Raw genomic sequence first — 19,347 nt, forward strand, 5'->3', positions numbered from 1 at the left:
GGATTATTGGCTTGTCTACATAAACAAGCGACATCTATGGCAATGCCAATCCGGTCGGTCCGGTATTCGATCAAGAACCCGTGGCGATTCTGTCTTTCATCGATGCTTCCACCGCCCGGATCAAATAAGTTGGCAGAAACTCTCAGCTTTGTTTGTCCGATCCGGTGGCCGGGCCGCCACACCCAACGGTCGCTCTGGAAATCTGTAACAATAGCCACCCCGGTGGGTCGCTACAATTGCCACATGAAGCTCCTTCTGAATCGTTATGAAGCCGGTGCGTGCACCCCTGTCTTTTGCCTCGCTCCCGGCGACACAATGTTGACGAAAGAGGAACTCCCGTCGGTCAGCCGTCGAGGCATCGCATCTGCGGCAACCCTTGTGGCGCTTGTCTGCGCGCTTTTTTGTTTAGGCGGATGCTCTACGCTGAGTGGAACACCTGCAAACGCAGTGGTCGGCCGCGCCGGCGTATATGACTACTCGCCCTCCATCATTCAGGTTGGCCATGTACAGCAGTTCTGGTGGTGTGGTCAGGGCCAGAACCCAGCCGACCATTCGCAAAATACGGACACGATTCAGTATGAATCGATCAATCTCGACACCGGCCAACAAGTGGGGCCTGAGGTCGTGCTGGCTGAGACGCCCGGAGCCTGGGACTCGGCGTATACGTGCAACCCACAGGTTGTACAGGGCACGTTCACGAACCCACTGGGAGATGGCGCAAGTTATAAATACGCACTGTATTACGTAGGGACGGCCGAGGTGGCAGGTATTAACAACAGCATCGGCGCCGCTTTTTCCAACGACGGCATCCACTGGAAGAAGTACCCTTCGCCGGTGATCCCGACAACCAATCAGCAGGTCTATGGTCCGGCGCAGCCGGTGCCTTATAACTCAGATGGAAAACAGGCTATCTGGTTGTTCTACGAGGATGACGAACCACCCCTGGCGCCGAATAGTCATGTGCAGACCGTCTCGTCGGACGGAGTACATTTCAGCAGCGTCGGCACGCTGACCACAAATGGGCTGAACATTCCTCCGACTCTTGCCAGTTGGGGCAACATAGCCTACAACCCAGCCGATAGCTATTGGTATGCTTCTTTCAACTTCCCCACGCGCAGCTTGGCTACAACAGGAAACGTACAGGAGTTGGGTTCTTACGGCTTCCAGGTCTACAGAATCCCGCAGAACGATTTGTTGGCTGGCAAGACGGGCTGGCTCCAGTTGAAGACGATCGACACCAATCTTACCGGGTATGAAATGATCTCCGGTGCCGGTTTCGCACGCGATCCTTCTGGGAATTTGTATCAGGACGACAGCGGTACTCTTCAGATCTTTCCTTCTTTCTCCAATATGTGGATTCCCTGGAATGCATCCCCTGCCTCCGCCGCCTCACAGGCCGCTGTCAACACGTGGGACATAGGGAAGTACACATGGTCAGCTAAGGAGCCACCGCTGTACGACTTAAAGCGGTACAAGAACGGCATCTCACACGATGTCACAACGGGCTGGATCGATCCGGCGGGAGGTTTTTCGATCGAGGAGACGCTGGGCGAAGTCTACAAATCTCCACAGCAGGGAGCCACCGTTGCCCTGTACAGCTGTAAACGCGGCGACGTGGATTTTTTTCTTTCGCTTGATGGGAACTGCGAAGGACAGCACATCATTGGCATCAATGGATACATGTATGCGCAATCGGTTGCGGGTCTCGTGCTCTCTCCTCTTTATCGGTGCTCCACCGGTAGTGGCCACTTCGCAAGCGGCGATCCTCTGTGCGAAGGCAGTAAAACGGAAGAGCTACTGGGGTACATTCTCCCCAAATGAAAGGGCGCGTTCTAGCGCAACCCCGGCTCTGCGACTAGTTAAGAAACCACTCAACCAGTTGTTCCAAAGTCGCTTTGCCCTTCGCCAGGCTCACTTCTGATTCCTGACGATCTTGATTCCACGCGTTGTCAACAATTACGCTCCGAAGATCTCGAACACCTACAAGGTGCAACCAGAAGTTCAAATAGGTTGCCTGGTGATCGAACAACGAGGGCGGTATAGGAGTGCCCTCCAGGAAACGTGAACCGCGTGTATAGACGACGATTGCCTTTTCCACGTTCAAGAGAGGGCCGTACTGTTTGCCGTCGTAGGTGAACAGATAGTTTCGCTGTGCTACGAGATCGATCAATTGTTTGAGCTTGTAAGGCAGGCCAAAGTTCCACATTGGAGTTCCTATAACGATTCTATCGGCGCTCTGAAAGCGTTTAATCAGCGATTGAATCTGCTCCCATGCGTTGGACTCTGCCGCCGTCATCGTTTCGTGCTTCACTGCTTTGTACTTCGCCCCAATGGCCTCGTAATCGAACTCCGGTAGATGTTCATGCCAGACGTTCAATGTATCCACAACGATTGAGGTGTTGTCGGATTTGCACGCCTCGATAAATGATTGGGTGAGGCTGATCGAATCGGAAGATTCGCCTCTTGGCGAGGACTGAATTTCGAGAATGTTCACTTGGTTCCTCCGGCTGTGGGGACTCCTTGCGGAGTCCGAACTATTTTGAAACCGCACGGGCCGCACTCTCAATTACCTCTGCGACTTCCTTCGGGTGCGAGACGTAGACTGAGTGGCTGGCGCCTGCGACTTCGACTGTGTGGCTATGAGCTCGCTTGGCATAAAACCGTTCGAGGTCGGGGTTGATCGTTCTATCCGCCCCGGCGACGACCATCCAGCTCGGCTTTTCTCTCCATGCAGGCCTGGTGATGACTGCCTTGAAGTTGTCCGCTGCGTTCAGTACCTGCGATCGCGCCATGAAAGCGGCCTGCTCTGCAGAAAGATCGGCTGCAAAGTATTCATGGAATTGGGTGGGATCGAGGTACGTGAAACCGTCTGCCGTCTTCTTGATCGCACCAGACTTGCTGAGGTCACTCGGGAAGCGCTTTCCGTCGTCCGCTTCGTTCTCTCCAGCGTCTGGCATGTGCGCTGCAACATACACCAATCCAGCAACGGATGGATCCGTGCCGGCTTCCGTAATTACGGCTCCTCCATAGCTGTGCGCGACAAGGATGCTCGGTCCATCTTGCAGGGCGAGGACACGCTTCACGGCGGTCACATCATCCTGGAAGGTGGTCTCCGGCTCCTGGACGATGCTGACGTTGAAGCCATCCCTGACAAGATTGTCGTAAACGCCCCTCCAGCCCGAACCGTCCGCCCAGGCCCCGTGGACGAGGACAATATTTTTTACTCCAGACTTCTGAGCTTGTAAGTTTGGTGCGCTCGACAGAGCGGCAGCACATAACATCGTGGTAAATACGGCGAATCGATTGAACATACTAGCTCCTGTTTCCTCTTTGTTGAGTCCTGCGGTGCGTTTCAAAACCAAGAATCGGCACTGCTGGTGCGGCTCTCATCCAGCGGATGTGTTTTTGTGCCTCACGCTACGTTGGACTCTTCACAGGTGATTCGCGATTGTTGTTTGTTCTTATGACCGTGATAGGGACGACTCATCATGGGTCCCAAGCAGTTCGCCGAACTGGATTGGCGCGACTAAGATCTTCCGATTCGTGGCAAAGCTCTGTTGCGGGTGGCATCGTCGATGCCACCCGCAACAGAGCTGAGGGATCAGTCGAATTGAGGACAGTGGTGTTAGCCGCGAGTCACGAGCTGAGTGATCACCTCGCGAAGCGACGTCGTTCCATCCACATGTTCTGTTCCAGGTACGCCAAAGTGAATCCACGTGGAATTGAATGCATCGACCATCTCCGCACGAGGCGCCGTCCGCCCCTCCGGCATTCCCTGTGAGACCCATAGCGTCTCCCATTCCGCCCTGGGAACGGCGATCGCCTCGACGGGGTGTCCAACAGCATCCGCGAAAGCCTCTGCGATGTCGAGTGGACTGTAGGCCTCGGGGCCCGCAACTTCGATATGGCGAATTCCGGTCCAACTCTGGGTGATCGTCTCCGCACCTGCCTTGCCGATGTCCGCAGTCGCAATCAGAGGAAACTTCCGGTCAAGCGGATGGAGCTGAAACAGGACCTTGCCTTCATTCCGCGCGCTCTCTACGTCGCCGGCTGAGTTCTCAATGAACCAGGCGGCGCGCAGAAAGGCATGAGAGATCGGAAGATCGCCCATCGCCTCTTCGAGAAGATGAGAGCTCGTGATCAAACCCAATCCGCTGGCCTGTTCCGCTCCGATGGATGAAAGATAAACCGCCTTCGACGGCAGAGCTCTTGAGAGTGCCTCATGCAGGACCTTCAACGTTGCCTTGGTCTCGGCGAAGCCCGGTGTTGGTGCGAAGTTTGGAGGGACCATTACGAACACGCCAGCGACACCGGTGAACGCTGCCGTTAGCGCATCCACGTCGTCGTAGTCGGCTTTGAAAAGCTCCACACCTTGTTTCTGCCACTCTGCCGCTTTCTCGGGATTTCTTACGATCCCTCGAACCTTTTCGCCCTTTGCAAGAAGAGTGCTCGCAACGGCACCGCCTACCTTCCCTGTGATTCCCATGACTGCGTACATGTTGATCTCCTTGTTCCTATCGTTGTTATGGGTGACATCGGCCAACCGAAGCGGTGTCTGTCACCAAAAGATTCGTATCAAGCTTGCTACTCAGGCAGAGCGATACCGCTTAGGCGTTCACAGATTGCAAGCAGCCGATCTTGCCTGGCAACGTCGTGGGCCGCTGGAAGGGTACCCCACTTTCTCAGGTGATAAAAATACTCTCCAGTTACGAGTGCCTCAAGTTGATCGCTTGCAGCCAGCCAAACCTGGGTGCGATGTGCCTCATCCAGATCATCTGTTGCCTCGGCGCCACCCATCTTCGTCGGGACCCAGCCTGGCTCCAGTGCATTCGAGAGGACTCCAGGCCAACGTCGTGCGATGCCAAAGGCGAGGAATACATCGTGTAGCTTCGTGTCGGAGTAGGCTTGTTCTCCGTCCCATGCGCGAGCCTTCCATGTCAGGTCCTCCAGGGTTGGATCGCCGTTCCGGTGAAGCCCGGAGCTGAGATAGATGAGTCGTTTCGGCTTCGAGATCAGGGCTGTCAGGATGTAGGGAGCAATCGTGTTGATCGCGAAGACATGTGGGAGACCATCTTCCGTCTCGATTCGCTTCGGCTCCTTGTAGCCGACTGCAGCGTTGTGGATGACGGCGTCGAACGTGCCGAGCGCGTTGACCTGTTCTGCAACCTTCCGAGTCTGGGCAATGGTGCCGAGATCGCCGATAACAACCGCCTCCGCCTGTGGGACGTTCCTCTTTGTCTCGTCGGCGCGGGCCTGGCTTCGGGCGTGCAGGACGACCCTGTGACCCTGCTCAATCAGCAACTCCGCTGCCATCCTGCCGAGTCCATCAGAAGATCCGGTGATGAATATGCGTGCCATAGTCTTGCTCCTTCCTCTCTGAAAATGATTTGTTACGAGTGTTAGTGCTTTTCCGACCGGTCCTTCAAGGTCGTCAGCCAAAGCTGATGCCCCTCGTGCATGGCGTTCGGTTGCTGCTCACGGAACTGAATGGCACCGGGGCCCTTCACAACCTCTTCCGTGACGATGTGGCACCCCTCAGGGGTCTTGGTAAGAAAGAATGTGTGATAAGCCTGGACGTCCTTACCGTCTCCGAACCATCCGAGGCGGCTATTCGACTCAAACTCCCACACGCGGCTCTCGATGTGGAATCCGAAGGTCTCCCACGAGATTCGCGCGTTCTTCCGGAGCCGATGATCCGGTGTATTCAAGACCTTGACGTCCTTCGAGTTCGAGTACCACGAGGGCCAAGCCTCTGCATCGACAAGATTGGAGAAAGCAACCTCGCATCCGGCCTGGATGTCGATCTCATTGTGCGCGAAGAGGTCCGCCTGCCTGGGCTCGAACCCTTTCGGCCAATGAATCTGGTGATTACGCAACGCGCCGTCGCCGTTGAATGTAAGTCCCTGATGTGCCGGCACCTGCGCATGACCGCTTATGCCCAATATTGCTGCAGCGAGCAGCACCGCCCATGTTCTATGAATTGCCATGTTCCTTACCTCCCTTTCCTTGCTTCCTACTATCTGACTCACGGGGATTGATTCGGAACTAATCTTCTCGGCATTTCACTTATAACCAATTAGCATAAGTGCATGAGTTTCGATGATCGACTTCTGAATGGCGTGAGCGCCCTTGCAGCTGTGGTGAGATCGGGCGGCTTCGCGGCCGCGGCGAGGTCCTTGAACGTCTCCCAGCCGGGCATCAGCCGTGCAGTAGCTCGGCTCGAGGCGCAGGTTGGAGTCCGGCTCCTGGAACGGACGACACGCTCCGTCTCCCTTACGGACGAAGGCAGGCGGTTTTACGAGACCATTGGCCCGATTGTGTCGGCGCTCGAAGACGCCACCTCCGCTCTGGCCGAAGGTAAAGTGACCGTCCGGGGTAGACTCCGCGTCAACATGGACCCTTACTTCTCGCAGCTCATTCTCGGCCCGCAACTCAGTGAATTTCTCAAAGCCTATCCGGAGCTTAAGGTGGACATGGTTACGCGGGAGGGCCTCGGAGATCTGATCTCGGAGGGATACGATCTGGGAATTCGCTTCGGTGAGCCGCGCCCCTCCACGCTTGTCGCCCGAAGATTGCTGGACACGAGAGTTCTTACCGTGGCCTCGCCCGGCTACTTGAAGAAACACGGCCACCCTGCCGACCCACAGCAACTGGTCGCGGAACGGCATCGGATGATTGATTTTCGAGACCCGGAGACGGGCCGTCCCTTCGAGTGGGCATTCCGTAGAGGGCGGAAGGAGATCAAGGTTGAGACGCAAAGCCAGCTCATGCTGAGTGACGTCGCAACGATGCACGCTGTGTGTGTGGCAGGATATGGGATCGCTCAAGTTCTCGAACTCGGCGTGGACGCCCATCTCTCGAGCGGACGGCTGGTGAACCTCTTTCCGGATTGGGAGGATGAACGTTTTCCCCTGTATGCCTACTATCCCTCGCGCCAATACCTCGCACCGAAGACGCGCGCGTTTCTTGAATTCCTATCTACGACGGTCCAGGCCTCGCACTCGCAGGCCCGAATAGCAAAATAGATACAGTCAGTCCTAGACTTCAATAAGGACCGAAAAGAATCATCTCAGGCCGCCCTGGAGGAACATCGAATGTCTGCTCAAAATCTATTGATCGTCCAGGGAGGTGGCCCTACTGCTGTCTTCAACGCCAGTCTTGCGAGCATCATCAGGGAAAGCTTTCACCAATCTCGCATTGGGGAGATCTACGGAGCCCGAGCCGGTATGAAAGGTCTATCCTCCGCGGATATTGTCGGCTTGAGTCATCTGGGGCCGGGTGATCTTTTGTCGCTTCGGAACAGCCCTGGGGCTGCTCTGGGTTCATCCCGTTTCCAACCATCGGAACAGGACCTCGAGCGCAGCGTCGAGCACCTGCAGCGATTCGGTATTCGATATCTCGTCTTCATGGGAGGCAATGGCACCATGAGGGGCGCGGATCTCTTCCGAAGATTCTGCCGGAAGCTGAATTTAGATATCCAGATCATTGGGATTCCAAAGACGATTGACAACGATATCTCCGCGACCGATCGCTGCCCAGGCTTCGCGAGCGCGGCTCGGTTTGTAGCGCAATCCACGCTCGATCTGAGTATGGATATTCGTTCGCTTCCGCAACCTGTCTCGATCTTCGAGACTCTTGGCCGGGATGTCGGCTGGCTGGCGGCGTCCTCGACGCTTGCGAGACGCGATGCGGACGATGCTCCACACCTTGTTTATATCCCGGAAATTCCATTCTCACTGGAGGCGTTCTTAAGCGATCTTGACAACGTAGTCAGCCGAATCGGCTGGGCGGTTGTCGTCATCTCCGAAGGTGTCCAGTATGTGGATGGAAGCCGCGTCTTTGAGCAGAAGAACGCCTCTCAATACAGTTCATCGAATCGTCCGTTGATTGGTGGTGTGGCGCAGTACTTGTCCGGTGTTGTGGGAGAGAGCCTGGGAATCCGCTGCCGCAGCGAAAAGCCCGGACTGATCGGCAGATCCTGTACGGCACAGGTTTCCAGGCGGGACCTGGAGGATGCGGAGCTCGTTGGCCGGGCAGGCGTTCGTGCTCTAGTTGCCGGTGAAACCGATAAGATGGTAGCCCTGTGCCCGCTTGACGTCCGATCTGAGCACGCTTTCAAACTAGTACCACTGAGCGAGGCCGGAGGGTCGCATCGCGAGATCCCCGCAGACTGGCTCAGCAACGATGCGCTCGCAGTAACAAGTTCCTTCCGTGATTACGTCCGCCCGCTCGTAGGCGAACTCTCTTACTATCCGGCACCACTCAGCACCCTCCCTCGACATGAGCCGGTGTAGTTTTTGCGCCCTCTCGAAATCGTTAGGAGAGGGCGTGCGTGCCGAGGAACTGCGTTCGTAGCGAAACATCACGATGTGCCTCTACGCCACCAGGCCTCAGTGTGGAGAGCGCTCCTGTCAGGTTTCCCATGGCAGCCGCGCGCATGGGGTCTTCTCCTGCAAGCCACGCGTTCAGAAACCCGGCATTAAAACTGTCACCCGCGCCGATCGTGTCGACTGGTTCGACGACGCACGGAGGAACCCACTTCCGCTCTTTGCCTCGTTGCACAAGAGCACCGCGAGTGCCGCATTTAACGACAATCAAGGGCAGGCGTGGCGCCAGTTTATCGAGCGCCTGTTCTGTGGTGGAGGCGTCCGCGATCTGAAGGAGTTCGTCCTCATTGGGCAGTAGGATGTCTACCTTATCCAGTAGCAGATCAAGAACGCCATGCCAGGCGCCAGTCGGGTCGTCGTTCGTATCGAGCGACACGGTTAACCCAGCGGATCTAAGGTCGTCGAAGAGTTGAGGCAGGCCGGGATGGAGGCCAGTCTGTAGAAACAGGGACGAGAGATGAAAGTGGCGGGCCGAGGTCAGATAGGCGAAGTCGAGATCCTCTACCCTCAGTTCCGACATAACCCCAGGATAGGTCAGAATGTGACGCTTTTTCCCATGGGGAAGCAGCAGGGTGACCCCCGTCTTCGCCCCAGCTTTCTGCCGGAAGTGTGAGAGGTCAACGCCGCTTCCTTTCAGGTAGCCCTGGGCGATGTCTCCCATAGCGTCGTTCCCGACGTCGCTGACAAATCCCACCTGAGTGCCAAGGACGGCTAGATTGTGCGTCAGAATCGAAGAGGACCCCCCTAAGGTCATTTCGAACCCGCTGCCAAGGAGCTCCCGCTCGACGGGCATCTCCTCCGGGAGTCCATAAAGGACCAGATCCAGATTGGTTTCTCCCACGATGCAAATATCTAACGGTTTTTGATGGCTGTTCCTGGAGTTTGCGTTCATTTCGACCTCTATTGTTTCGATGTTCTCATTTGATTCTTGCATGTTATTATTACTTAGTTTAAGTTTCGATTTCGCCCCTTTGGGTGTTTTATTGTGAGGTTCTGATTTTGACCGCTCTCTCGAGCTTTGTCGATCTACCGTTTGAACAGAAGGAAGCTCTGGGCCTGCTCTTCACTCCTGCCGAAATCGCCCAGCAGCCAAACACGTGGCGAACGACACTGAGCATCTTCGAACAGCACCAGGCGCAGATTGCCGCCTTCCTGGATGGAGCTGGTGTGAGTGCCTCGGTTGAAGATCGTCCTTCAGTCGTGCTCATCGGCGCTGGTACCTCGGACTATGTCGCTCAGGCCCTCGAATCTCTCCTGCGCTCCAAGTGGGGCTGCGAAGTCTCTGCAGTGGCGAGCACAGACCTGTTGCCAAACCTGGATGAGTATATTGTTCGCGGCCGTAAATACCTCTGGATATCGTTTTCGCGCTCAGGGGATTCGCCCGAGGGGGTGGCGGTTCTGGAGCAAGTGCTTCAGCGCTACCCGAGTATCTCGCACATCGTCGTTACCTGCCATGCAGAGGCGCGTATGGCAGCTCTGTGCGAGGGCGTGGATCACGCTTATGTCATCGTTCTGGATGACGCGGTGAACGATCGTAGTCTTGCGATGACGAGTTCCTTTACGAACATGATCGTTATGGGGCAGTGCCTTGCCAACGCGTGGTCGATCGCAAGCTATAAGCCGCTGCTTGAGCAATTGGTGCTTGCCGGCGACGACCTTCTGTCGAGTGCGGCACGGCAGGCGGAAGCAATTGCTAAGCATCACTTTGCGCGTATCTGTTTTGTCGGTGGCGGGTCCCTCGCGAGCGTTGCGAAGGAGTCGGCACTGAAGGTGCTGGAGATGACCGCAGGGCAGATCAAGACGATGTCGGAGACAGTGCTCGGTCTGCGTCACGGTCCCATGGCCGCTTTGGACAAAGAAACACTGTTCGTTTGTTTTGTGTCTGGAGATACGCGTCGGGCGCAATATGCTCGCGACCTGCTGCGGGAGATTGGCGCAAAGAGCCTCGTTGCCCAGCGCATCGCTGTGGGTCCCTTGTCTGCCGAGGAGAATTTCTCTCCTGATTGTGAGTTCTATCTTCCGATCAGGGTTGACGTAGACGATGCGTATCGGCCGGTCCTGGACGTGTTCTTCGGACAGCTTCTTGGCTTGTATTGCTCGATTGCCCATCAGCTGAAACCGGACTCACCGAGCGCTGGTGGTGTCATCAACCGTGTTGTTCAGAAATTTCGTATCTACTAGGGGGCTTTTATGTCTCGTGTTCTTCACCAGCATCTTCTGAAGCAGCGCAGCGGCGTTCCCTCTGGAATCTATTCGGTATGTTCCGTACATCCCTGGGTTATTCGTGCGGCCGCAGAGCAGGCAGCCCACGACGACTCGCTTTTGTTGGTGGAAGCGACGAGCAACCAGGTGAACCAGTTTGGCGGTTACAGCGGGATGCGCCCCGCTGCGTTCCGCGATTTTGTATTGGACCATGTAAGGGCCGCTGGATTTGACGAAACGAAGCTTGTTCTCGGTGGAGATCATCTGGGGCCTAACCCCTGGCGCAAACTGCCAGCGGCAGAGGCCATGGCTCATGCCGAGACAATGGTGGCCGAGTACGTAGCGGCGGGGTTCACAAAAATTCATCTCGACGCCAGTATGGCTTGTAAAGACGACCCTGGCCCGCCATCAGATGAACTGGTTGCACACCGTGCCGCCGCGCTATGCAAGGCGGCTGAGTCTGCCTATGTCGCGGGAGATCATCCTGTGTACGTCATCGGTACGGAGGTTCCTGTCCCGGGCGGGGCTACGCACTCTGTTCATGATCTCCCCGCAACATCGACCGAGGCAGCCTCCCACACTCTCGCAGTCCATAAACAGATCTTTGAGCGGGAACTTCCGGGTGTGTGGGAGCGCGTCATCGCTCTTGTAGTACAGCCGGGGGTAGAGTTCGATCACGATGCTGTGGTGAACTATGACTCCGCAAAGGCTGCGCAGCTCACTGCATGGCTGCGCACTCAGCCGGAATCTATCGTCTTTGAGGCGCATTCAACGGACTATCAGCTCCCTCCCGCTTACCCGAAGCTTGTCGATGACGGATTCGCCATACTCAAGGTGGGGCCCGGAGTGACGTTTGCAATGCGAGAGGCGCTTGAAGCGCTTGAAGATATTGAATGCCAGCTCATAAGCGAGTCGCGTCGATCACAACTGAGCGAAGCGATCGAGCGCATCATGCTGAGCGAGCCGGACAACTGGCTGCCTTACTATGCGGGAACTCCCGAGCAGCAGAAATTGCTTCGCCGCTATAGCTATAGTGATCGCGTCCGTTACTACTGGGGATATCCTGAGATTGTGAACGCTGTCGACCGTCTCATGACGAATCTTGCCTCTGTGGAGATCCCTGAGAGTCTGTTGAGCCGTTATCTGCCCGCGCAGTATCTGCGCCTGAGGGAGAAACAAATTTCCGGAGATCCGGAGTCGCTCGTCCTTGACCATATCCGTGATGTACTGCGTTCCTATGCTGCAGCCTGTGCGATTCAGTAATTTTTAGGAATATTTTCCTTCGAATTCCCTTTCCAATTGCAATTAGATAAGGTGGCATGTAGTCTTCGTTGAGCAACAAGCAGGGTAGAGGCACATATGCCGTCAAAAAAATCATCCGTTGAGGCAAGATCCGTAATGCTTCCGGGGGCCGAACGTGGTTCCGAAATGCTTATCGAAGAGCGCCGTCAATATATCGTAGGGCTGGCCCAGAAGCACGGCCGCGTACTTGTCGAAGAGCTCTCAGACTCCCTCGGGATTTCGCGCATCACCATTCGCAAGGATCTCGACCATCTCCAGAGTCAGGGATTGCTGCAGCGCACTCACGGTGGCGCTCTACTCCCAAGTAACGGAGCCATCTCTGATCCTTCCTTGCGGGAGAAAGAAGGGCGTCATTCGCAGGAGAAGCTGCGTATCGCCACCGCCGCTGCCAACCTGGTTCAAGAGGGGCAGTGCATTCTGCTTGATTCCGGCACGACCACGACGGCTGTCGCCAAGGCTCTCAGGCGCTTCTCGCATCTGACCATCATCACGAACGCAGTCAACGTTGCCAGCGAACTCCGTGATACCGACTTTGAGGTGCTGTTGACCGGCGGTTCGCTGCGTAAGAACTCGTTCTCCCTCGTCGGTCCTCTGGCAGAAGATATGCTGCACGAGATGTATGCCGATATCCTCTTCCTCGGTGTCGATGGCTTTGATCTTGAGGTTGGTCTTACGACACCAAATGTCATGGAGTCACGCGTCAATCGTGCCATGGTGAAGGCTGCCTCGCTGGTGGTGGCCGTATGTGACTCGACCAAGTTCAACCGGCGCAGCCTATCCAAAATCGTAGATGCCACGGCAATCCACCACATCATTACGGACTCCGGCTTGCCGTCTGCAACTGCTGATGCGCTCCGCTCGGCCGGGATCAATCTCACTCTTGTTTAGGCTCTAGCGAAGCGGATCAGCCTGAAGTGTCAGTACCTCGAACGGCGCCAGCTCAACATCCAGCAGTTTGCCGCTTTGTACTGTCCGCTGCTCTCCGAAGTGTGAGTTTCTGCCGGAACTCCACGCGTTGTGTAGCTTGTAGGTAGTCTTGCTCTTATTGGGCAGCTCAAAGGTATCCGCAAGGTTCAGGCTGTAGTGCTGGGGCTTCGTGGAGGGGTTTCGTAGCGTCACGATACCTGCCTCCGGAGTCCACGCCGCCCATCCGTAGACCTCCAGTTTGTCCGGATCGCCACCAATCCAATGCGTATCTTTCAGTGTCTGCGAGTGCGCCCGGCTCCAGCGCGCACCCTCGGCAAGTGTGTTCCAGTTGGCCTCGGTGAGCAGCTCAGGCGTAATGTACATCTCCTGAAGTTGCGTACCGCTTCCAAAGTAAGAGTGAACCTCGTCGGCAAAGTCATTGCCCGGATCGGTCGTCAGGTCTTTCGCCTGTTTGGCATAGATGATGCCATGCAGCATCAGCGAGTTCAGTGGGAAGAGCGGTCCCTTGACTACGATGTTCTTGTACGTTTGCGCATCGCGGTAGGTAATCCAGCGCTGGCGCGAATCACCCACTCCGGAGAAGTCATGATCCTCGCCGCCGCGCCATATTGAGTCTGCATAGAACAACCAGAACGGTGAGGCGGTCGTTCCTGTCGTCAGGTTGACGAACAACTCCGGCTCCTCCTTTCGCAGCCGTTCGATGAGATGAATCGCTGCGTCGAAGTCGCTGTCGAACGCGCTGCCCGGAAACACACCATCGGCATTTCCCGTACCGTCGAACTTGAACTGGTTGACGTGGTACTTGTCCACCATCTCCAGGCATATCTGCTCAAAGCGGTCGAAGTACTTCGGTCCAGAGAGCGCGTAGCCGTCGTTCTGAATTTCGAAGCCGTGGGATCGGCCATAGGCAGTGCGTTCGCGCTTCTGCTCTGCATAACCACCCCACGGGGAAAGCCATACGCCAATGCCTGCGTTGTATTTCGCAGCCGTCTCACCGGTCTTCTTGAAGCCGTCCGGAAAACCCGAATTGAACCCCCACAGCGTCTTCGGATCGTCCCACCCATCGTCGAAGAGGAAGGAGTCGAGCTTCACGTGTCGTTCCACCACCAGATGCTGGCCAAATTCGTTTACGCGGTCCATAGCTCCCGCCTCATCAAAGCGGTTCTCATATCCCAGATCAAACCACGAGTTGTAGTGCAGAAACGGTTCATACGCCCGTGGCCGTTCGTTCTCCAGGTAAGCCAGGAACGCACGTCGCATCTGTCCCGGCTGCGAGGTTCCGACGACCGCCGAGTAGGTAATCGCCTGTCCTGCACGGAGCGGGAGATCACGGAACAGAGAGGTCCTTACAACGCCACCGTCAATCGCACTGACCGACAGCGGATGCTCGAACCCAAAGAACAGATTGCCATCCACAACAGGCGAACCCTTCACCGAGCCGTCAACCTTGGCACCCGCATCGGCAAACTGCAGCAGACGCACTTCGGCGATTGGCAGGTCTGTATTGCCTGCTGAGATTCGCAGTAACTCACGAAAATAGTTGCTGCCCGGGCGAACATTCAGGCACCAGGCAAAGCTGCCTGACGACGCGGTCGAGGTGAACTGCCAGCACGCCTCCGTCCTGGCGACCTTGTCCGAAGTCCTGCGCAGCGCCAGGTGAGGGTCGGCCACGCTGGCAGCTTCCGGGATGCGTGAGACCTGCATCTCTGTTGATCGTAGCTCCGTCCTGTCCTTCATCACGAGGACGAACGCCTCCTTCATGGAGAAGCTTCGTCCGGAGGTGGTGTCGGTTACGGACACACCATCGAAGCGTCCGTTATGCACGGCAACTCTGGTCCGCAACATGCCAGCTTCAACGTCATACGTTTGCGGCAACATAGCTGGAGCGGTGGCGATCGCCAGGAGCACAGCAGCACAGGAGTAATCGAAGCGGATCATAGAGTAACGCCTCACCTTCACGAACTTTTAGAGTGTTCATAATAAAACGAAATATATAGAAATGTCTTTATATTTCGTTCTACAATTCAATTCTGCATTTGAAGCGCTGCAAGAAGAAGCTTGGCGGTCAGGGAAATGGCTCCTGGTTCCCAGGGGATTTGAGGAGACAAGCATGTCAGAATCGAATGCGCAGGACAAATTTATCGCGATGGTCTCGGCTAAGGCGGATGTATCGCTGCCCATCAGCGAATTTCACCCGCGCAGCATGTTGCACAACGTCGTGCATGAAGTTCATCACCCCCGCTGTTCTGTCATCGATTACCACAATCATCTCGACGCGCAAGATCCGGCAGAGGTCTTGAAGATTATGGATGCCTGTGACATCGAACACATCGTTAACATCACGATGAAGGTCGGCGACGAAGCCGTAGAGCAGATCGAACGTTATCGCACCGCCGATGCGAAACGGTTCTCTACGATTGGCTGGATGGATTGGAACGGTGCGGATTCACCGGATTTCTCAGGCTTTATCAAGCTTACGATGGAGCGTATCGACCGGCTTGTGGCGCACGGTATCGTTGGCTTCAAATTCTGGAAGGACCTTGGACTGACAGTGCGTGACGCCAGTGGGGAACTGATTCGCATCGACGATGAACGCCTCGCACCTGTCTTTGAGCGGCTTGGTTCTCTCGGCATTCCCGTCATGGTTCACCTCGGCGATCCTGAGGCGTTCTTCCTGCCAATCGATGCCAACAACGAGAGGTATGAGGAACTCGCCGCTCATCCAGACTGGGGATTCTACGGCGCGCAGTACAGCAAAGATGCTTTGCTGCAACAACGGGATCGCGTCTTCCAGAGGCATCCGAACACAACCTTCGTCGGCGCTCACATTGCCGAGAACAGCGAAGATCTGCAACGAGTTTCAGCCATGCTGGACTCCTGCCCCAATGTGCTCGTCGATATCAGCGCACGCGCCTCCGAACTCGGGCGTCAGCCCTACTCGTCAAGAAAGTTCTTCCTACGCTACGCCGACCGTATTCTCTTTGGCGCAGATCTTGTGCCGGAGATCGAGATGTATCGGCTCTACTACCGATTTTTTGAAACGGACGATGAGTATTTTGAATATCCCACGCACGCCTCGCGCCAGGGCCGCTGGAATATCTATGGGCTCTATCTGCCGGAGGATGTTCTACGAAAGGTCTATCGCGAAAACGCTCTGAAACTTCTTCCGCAGCTTCGTTGAGGCGTTCTCAACCCGGCGGCGAGAGCTTCACGGCGCCGGGCGGGAACCCTCTGTCCATTCTTTAACCTTGTATCTACGATCAACTGGAGCCCACCATGATTAAGGTCATTGTCGCCGTCGCCATGATTGCCTCGTCCGCTATCCCTGCCGCTGCCCAACAAGTCGTGACCGGCCAGGCGGCCTTTGCCGATTGGAACCAGCAGCAACCTGGCGTGCGCCGTAAAATTACCGCTGCCGATCTCCCCGCACCCGCTCCTAAAGAAGCCGTAGATAATGGTCCGCACCTCATCCCCCGGCCGAAAGACGCGTGGCCTATAGCACCTGCCGGCTTCAAAGTTACCCTCTATGCCGGCGGCGATTTCACGCCGACTGCGGCCTCCTCTTCGCAGGATCACAAGCCAGCCGCTGTTCCTGTTGCGCGTAGCACCTTCCGTGAGCCAAGACTGCTCCGCACCGCTCCCAATGGCGACATCTTCCTGTCCGATTCGCATGGCGATAAAATCTTCGTTCTCCGTGGAGTTGGCCCCGATGGGAAAGCCAAAACCATTTCTACCTTCGCGACCGGCCTGAACTTGCCTTTCGGGATAAACTTCTACCCCGCTGGACCTAACCCCAAATGGGTCTATGTCGGCAATACCGATTCCGTCGTTCGCTTCCCCTACAAGTCTGGTGACCTCGTTGCTACCGGCCCGGCGAAAACGGTCATCGCTCAGCTCCCCGGCTTCGCCCAGCTCCGCGGCGGTGGCCACTGGACCCGCGATATCGTCTTCACTCCTGATGGGAGCAAGATGCTCGTCTCCGTAGGATCTGCCTCAAATATTGATAACCCCGATACCTCTTCCAAGGAGTTTCACCGCGCCGACGTTCTAGAGTTCACCCCTGAAGGCAAATTCCTCAAAGTTTACGCATCGGGCATACGCAACTGCGTTGGCGAGGCCATTAACCCGACTACCGGCCAGCTCTGGTGCTCGACCAACGAGCGCGATAATCTTGGCAACCACCTGGTCCCGGACTATGTTACTTCCGTGAAAGAAGACGGCTTTTACGGATGGCCCTGGTACTACATCGGTTCCCATTCCGACCCGCGGCTCCCCGCACCCTGTGCCGACGGCATTGCTGCCAAACAGCAGGCTGCCGCAATCTCACCTGACGGTGGTTCCTGCAAGCGCGTAGACCTTTCCAGCAAAGTCATCGTCCCGGATGTCCTCGTACAGCCTCATATGGCCTCTTTAGAGATGATTTTCTACACCAACCCCTCAGGCTTTTCGCGGGAGTATTTCGGCGATGCTTTCGCGGCTGAGCATGGAAGCTGGAACCGTGCCAATCGCGCGGGCTATGAAGTCATTCGCATCCCCATGCACAATGGCAAGGCCGACGGCACCTACGAAGATTTCCTTACCGGATTCGTCACGAAGGACGGTGGGGTCTGGGGGCGGCCTGTAGGCATCACGATCGCTCAGGATGGCAGCATGTTCGTTACGGACGATGGCTCCCGCTCCGTCTGGCACGTCACCTACATAGGCAACAACACTCAAGAATCGCACTGACATGAGTGAAGGTTGTGATTGCGGGCTGGGTTAGCAACCAACTGCTGCATTCGTCCTCATTGGTTTCGATTGCCTTCTGGCCTTCATCTGAAGGCCAGAAGGCAATCGAGCTAGGAAATGAAACAGAGCACCCTGAAAAGAGGGATGTTTAGCCTATATGCGAACAAAGATCTTCTTTCGGAACATCCAGAACAGAAGTATCCAATAGGTACCGAGCGTAAGTGCGCCGAGCAGGATCGGTTGCAGATTGCTCCCGAATATATTCAGCACGGACTCCCCAAGGTTGATGCGGAAACTGTTTTGGATGAAGTTATCGGCTAAGTAGGACATCAAATAGGCGGCGATTGAATTCGTCCCCACGACGATCAACGGAAATGCAAGGCGGTACTGTTTCTTCGCATCGACAACCCATGAAAAGGCGGCGAGAAAGAGGAAGCACATGCCACCACTGAAGAGAGTCCACGAAGGTGTCCAGATGCGCTTCACGATAGGACAGATTCCGGCGAAGTGAAATAGAAGACCGCTGCCGAGTAACACCGCGGCCGCAAGCAAAAGTTTTTTAAACGGAATCTTGGGGGTAGCGTCAAGAAGCCAGCGCCCTGCGGCAAGACCCAGAAGCATGGTTCCAAGCGTGGGGATGAAGTTAAGTGTTAGATATCCACCGTCGTTGAACACAAAGGGAGTGGGGCGGGGAAAAAGATTGAGAAACCATACATCGAAGGCTTGTCCGAGGTTACTGTTTTTATTCCAGTGCGACATGAAGCCTGTGAAGAGGTGTTGATGCCATTCAGGCGGGACTCCAACGGAGTTATATGGGAAATTGGGGCCGGGGACTGGGTATAAAGCCCAGGCTAGCCAGTAGCCGAAGAGAACTGTTCCTAGCGTAATCCATAGCCAGCGAGCAGGGCGCAGCGCCACTAAAAAAGCGAAGGTATAGCCCAGTCCGATCTGGGTCAACGTATCTTCGAAGGTGAAGTTCGTCGCCGTGCTGTGAATGGAACGAAGAAAGATACCAAGTGCGACGAGTAGAAAGCTCCGCCAAATGGTATGACCCAGCATGTATTTAAAGCTTTCTCCTTTGCGTTGCCGGCTGCGCAGTGAATAGGGCAGCGCAACCCCCACGAGAAAGGTGAAGGACGGCTGGATCATGTCATGCAGACTCATGCCCGTCCACTCGACATGCGATTGGTTGTAAGCCAGGATATGCAGCAACAAGTTATCGGGGAAGGACTTCGCGACAAAGGCAAAGCGAAAGACTTCAGCGAGCATAAGTGCCATCACAAAACCGCGATATGCATCGACCGCAGAATTACGCTGTTGCGGTCCTGTTGCAGGTGTGCCCAATTCACTCATGCTTGCCTCTTGTTCGGATCAAAAAATCAAACAGTTGTGGAAGATCACTTCCGGAAACTTTGTATCCAAATCCCGGCAGAGTTTTCTGCGGATACCAGAAAGGTAATATAAGGCAGGCATAATGGGCAATGTTTTAAGTCGATTTCAATCATTTTATTTCGTTTTTCGTCGAAAAATCTTGACAGTGCCGATTCTGCCCACTAAGCTGTCGTTCATGGCAGAGGGGTATGAGCTTCTGTGATGGCTAGCCTTTGAAGCCTGCTTTCGATTCGCCAACATACTTATCCCCGTGTTTCCGATCAAGAGTAAAGACGCACAATCTACAGATCGAGGAATTTCAAATGACTATGGATGAACCGACTCTCGAATCATGGACGCGGCGCAGATTCGTCCAGATAGCCGCGGCGAGCGCGGCGAGCATCAGCGTGGCACCCCTTGCACACGCTGA

General features: G+C 55.6%; 16 protein-coding genes. 8 read left to right on the top strand and 8 right to left on the bottom strand.

Annotation, left to right across the window (positions count from 1 at the left end; genetic code table 11):
- Positions 1-315: 315 nt before the first annotated feature.
- Entirely contained in the window at positions 316-1,821 is a 1,506-nt protein-coding gene (locus HDF15_RS09420) for a hypothetical protein (RefSeq protein ID WP_184254949.1), read from the top strand.
- Positions 1,822-1,855: 34 nt separating this feature from the next.
- Here HDF15_RS09420 and HDF15_RS09425 read toward each other — a convergent pair whose 3' ends face one another.
- The 5 genes from HDF15_RS09425 to HDF15_RS09445 all read right to left on the bottom strand — a co-directional run bounded on the left by HDF15_RS09425 (position 1,856) and on the right by HDF15_RS09445 (position 5,987).
- A complete protein-coding gene (locus HDF15_RS09425) occupies positions 1,856-2,494 on the bottom strand; it encodes an FMN-dependent NADH-azoreductase (protein WP_184254951.1) in 639 nt (212 codons plus the stop codon).
- A gap of 40 nt (positions 2,495-2,534) precedes the next feature.
- Positions 2,535-3,311 (bottom strand): alpha/beta hydrolase, encoded by a 777-nt coding sequence (locus tag HDF15_RS09430; RefSeq protein ID WP_184254953.1) that lies wholly within the window; start codon positions 3,309-3,311, stop codon positions 2,535-2,537.
- A 314-nt stretch (positions 3,312-3,625) separates the two neighbouring features.
- A complete protein-coding gene (locus HDF15_RS09435; protein ID WP_184254955.1) occupies positions 3,626-4,498 on the bottom strand; it encodes an NmrA family NAD(P)-binding protein in 873 nt (290 codons plus the stop codon).
- An 86-nt stretch (positions 4,499-4,584) separates the two neighbouring features.
- Positions 4,585-5,358 (bottom strand): SDR family NAD(P)-dependent oxidoreductase, encoded by a 774-nt coding sequence (locus HDF15_RS09440; protein WP_184254957.1) that lies wholly within the window; start codon positions 5,356-5,358, stop codon positions 4,585-4,587.
- A gap of 41 nt (positions 5,359-5,399) precedes the next feature.
- A complete protein-coding gene (locus HDF15_RS09445; protein WP_184254959.1) occupies positions 5,400-5,987 on the bottom strand; it encodes a hypothetical protein in 588 nt (195 codons plus the stop codon).
- Between the two features lie 102 nt (positions 5,988-6,089).
- Here HDF15_RS09445 and HDF15_RS09450 point away from each other — a divergent pair, with 102 nt between their 5' ends.
- Both HDF15_RS09450 and HDF15_RS09455 read left to right on the top strand, forming a co-directional pair.
- Positions 6,090-7,025, top strand: a complete 936-nt coding sequence (locus tag HDF15_RS09450; protein ID WP_184254961.1) for a LysR family transcriptional regulator — start codon at positions 6,090-6,092, stop codon at positions 7,023-7,025.
- A 69-nt stretch (positions 7,026-7,094) separates the two neighbouring features.
- Complete coding sequence (locus HDF15_RS09455) at positions 7,095-8,294, top strand: diphosphate--fructose-6-phosphate 1-phosphotransferase (protein ID WP_184254963.1); 1,200 nt, start codon at positions 7,095-7,097, stop codon at positions 8,292-8,294.
- Between the two features lie 22 nt (positions 8,295-8,316).
- On the opposite strand, the gene HDF15_RS09460 is transcribed toward HDF15_RS09455, so the two are convergent.
- Positions 8,317-9,228, bottom strand: a complete 912-nt coding sequence (locus HDF15_RS09460) for a sugar kinase (RefSeq protein ID WP_311733071.1) — start codon at positions 9,226-9,228, stop codon at positions 8,317-8,319.
- Between the two features lie 158 nt (positions 9,229-9,386).
- Here HDF15_RS09460 and HDF15_RS09465 point away from each other — a divergent pair, with 158 nt between their 5' ends.
- The 3 genes from HDF15_RS09465 to agaR all read left to right on the top strand — a co-directional run bounded on the left by HDF15_RS09465 (position 9,387) and on the right by agaR (position 12,779).
- Positions 9,387-10,568, top strand: coding sequence for an SIS domain-containing protein (locus HDF15_RS09465; protein WP_184254967.1), 1,182 nt, complete (start codon positions 9,387-9,389; stop codon positions 10,566-10,568).
- Between the two features lie 9 nt (positions 10,569-10,577).
- Positions 10,578-11,852, top strand: coding sequence for a D-tagatose-bisphosphate aldolase, class II, non-catalytic subunit (locus HDF15_RS09470; protein ID WP_184254969.1), 1,275 nt, complete (start codon positions 10,578-10,580; stop codon positions 11,850-11,852).
- 165 nt (positions 11,853-12,017) lie between these two features.
- Positions 12,018-12,779: a transcriptional repressor AgaR gene (agaR, locus tag HDF15_RS09475; protein ID WP_260330972.1), complete on the top strand. Its 762-nt coding sequence runs from the start codon at positions 12,018-12,020 to the stop codon at positions 12,777-12,779.
- Positions 12,780-12,782: 3 nt separating this feature from the next.
- On the opposite strand, the gene HDF15_RS09480 is transcribed toward agaR, so the two are convergent.
- Positions 12,783-14,756 (bottom strand): enterotoxin, encoded by a 1,974-nt coding sequence (locus tag HDF15_RS09480; protein WP_184254971.1) that lies wholly within the window; start codon positions 14,754-14,756, stop codon positions 12,783-12,785.
- Between the two features lie 172 nt (positions 14,757-14,928).
- Here HDF15_RS09480 and HDF15_RS09485 point away from each other — a divergent pair, with 172 nt between their 5' ends.
- Both HDF15_RS09485 and HDF15_RS09490 read left to right on the top strand, forming a co-directional pair.
- Positions 14,929-15,999: an amidohydrolase family protein gene (locus HDF15_RS09485; RefSeq protein WP_184254973.1), complete on the top strand. Its 1,071-nt coding sequence runs from the start codon at positions 14,929-14,931 to the stop codon at positions 15,997-15,999.
- A gap of 95 nt (positions 16,000-16,094) precedes the next feature.
- On the top strand, positions 16,095-17,546 hold the full coding sequence (locus HDF15_RS09490) for a sorbosone dehydrogenase family protein (RefSeq protein WP_184254975.1): 1,452 nt from the start codon (positions 16,095-16,097) through the stop codon (positions 17,544-17,546).
- Positions 17,547-17,699: 153 nt separating this feature from the next.
- On the opposite strand, the gene HDF15_RS09495 is transcribed toward HDF15_RS09490, so the two are convergent.
- Entirely contained in the window at positions 17,700-18,899 is a 1,200-nt protein-coding gene (locus tag HDF15_RS09495; protein WP_184254977.1) for an acyltransferase family protein, read from the bottom strand.
- Between the last annotated feature and the right edge of the window lie 448 nt (positions 18,900-19,347).

This window comes from Granulicella mallensis, from assembly GCF_014203225.1.
Classification (GTDB): Bacteria; Acidobacteriota; Terriglobia; order Terriglobales; family Acidobacteriaceae; genus Granulicella; species Granulicella mallensis_A.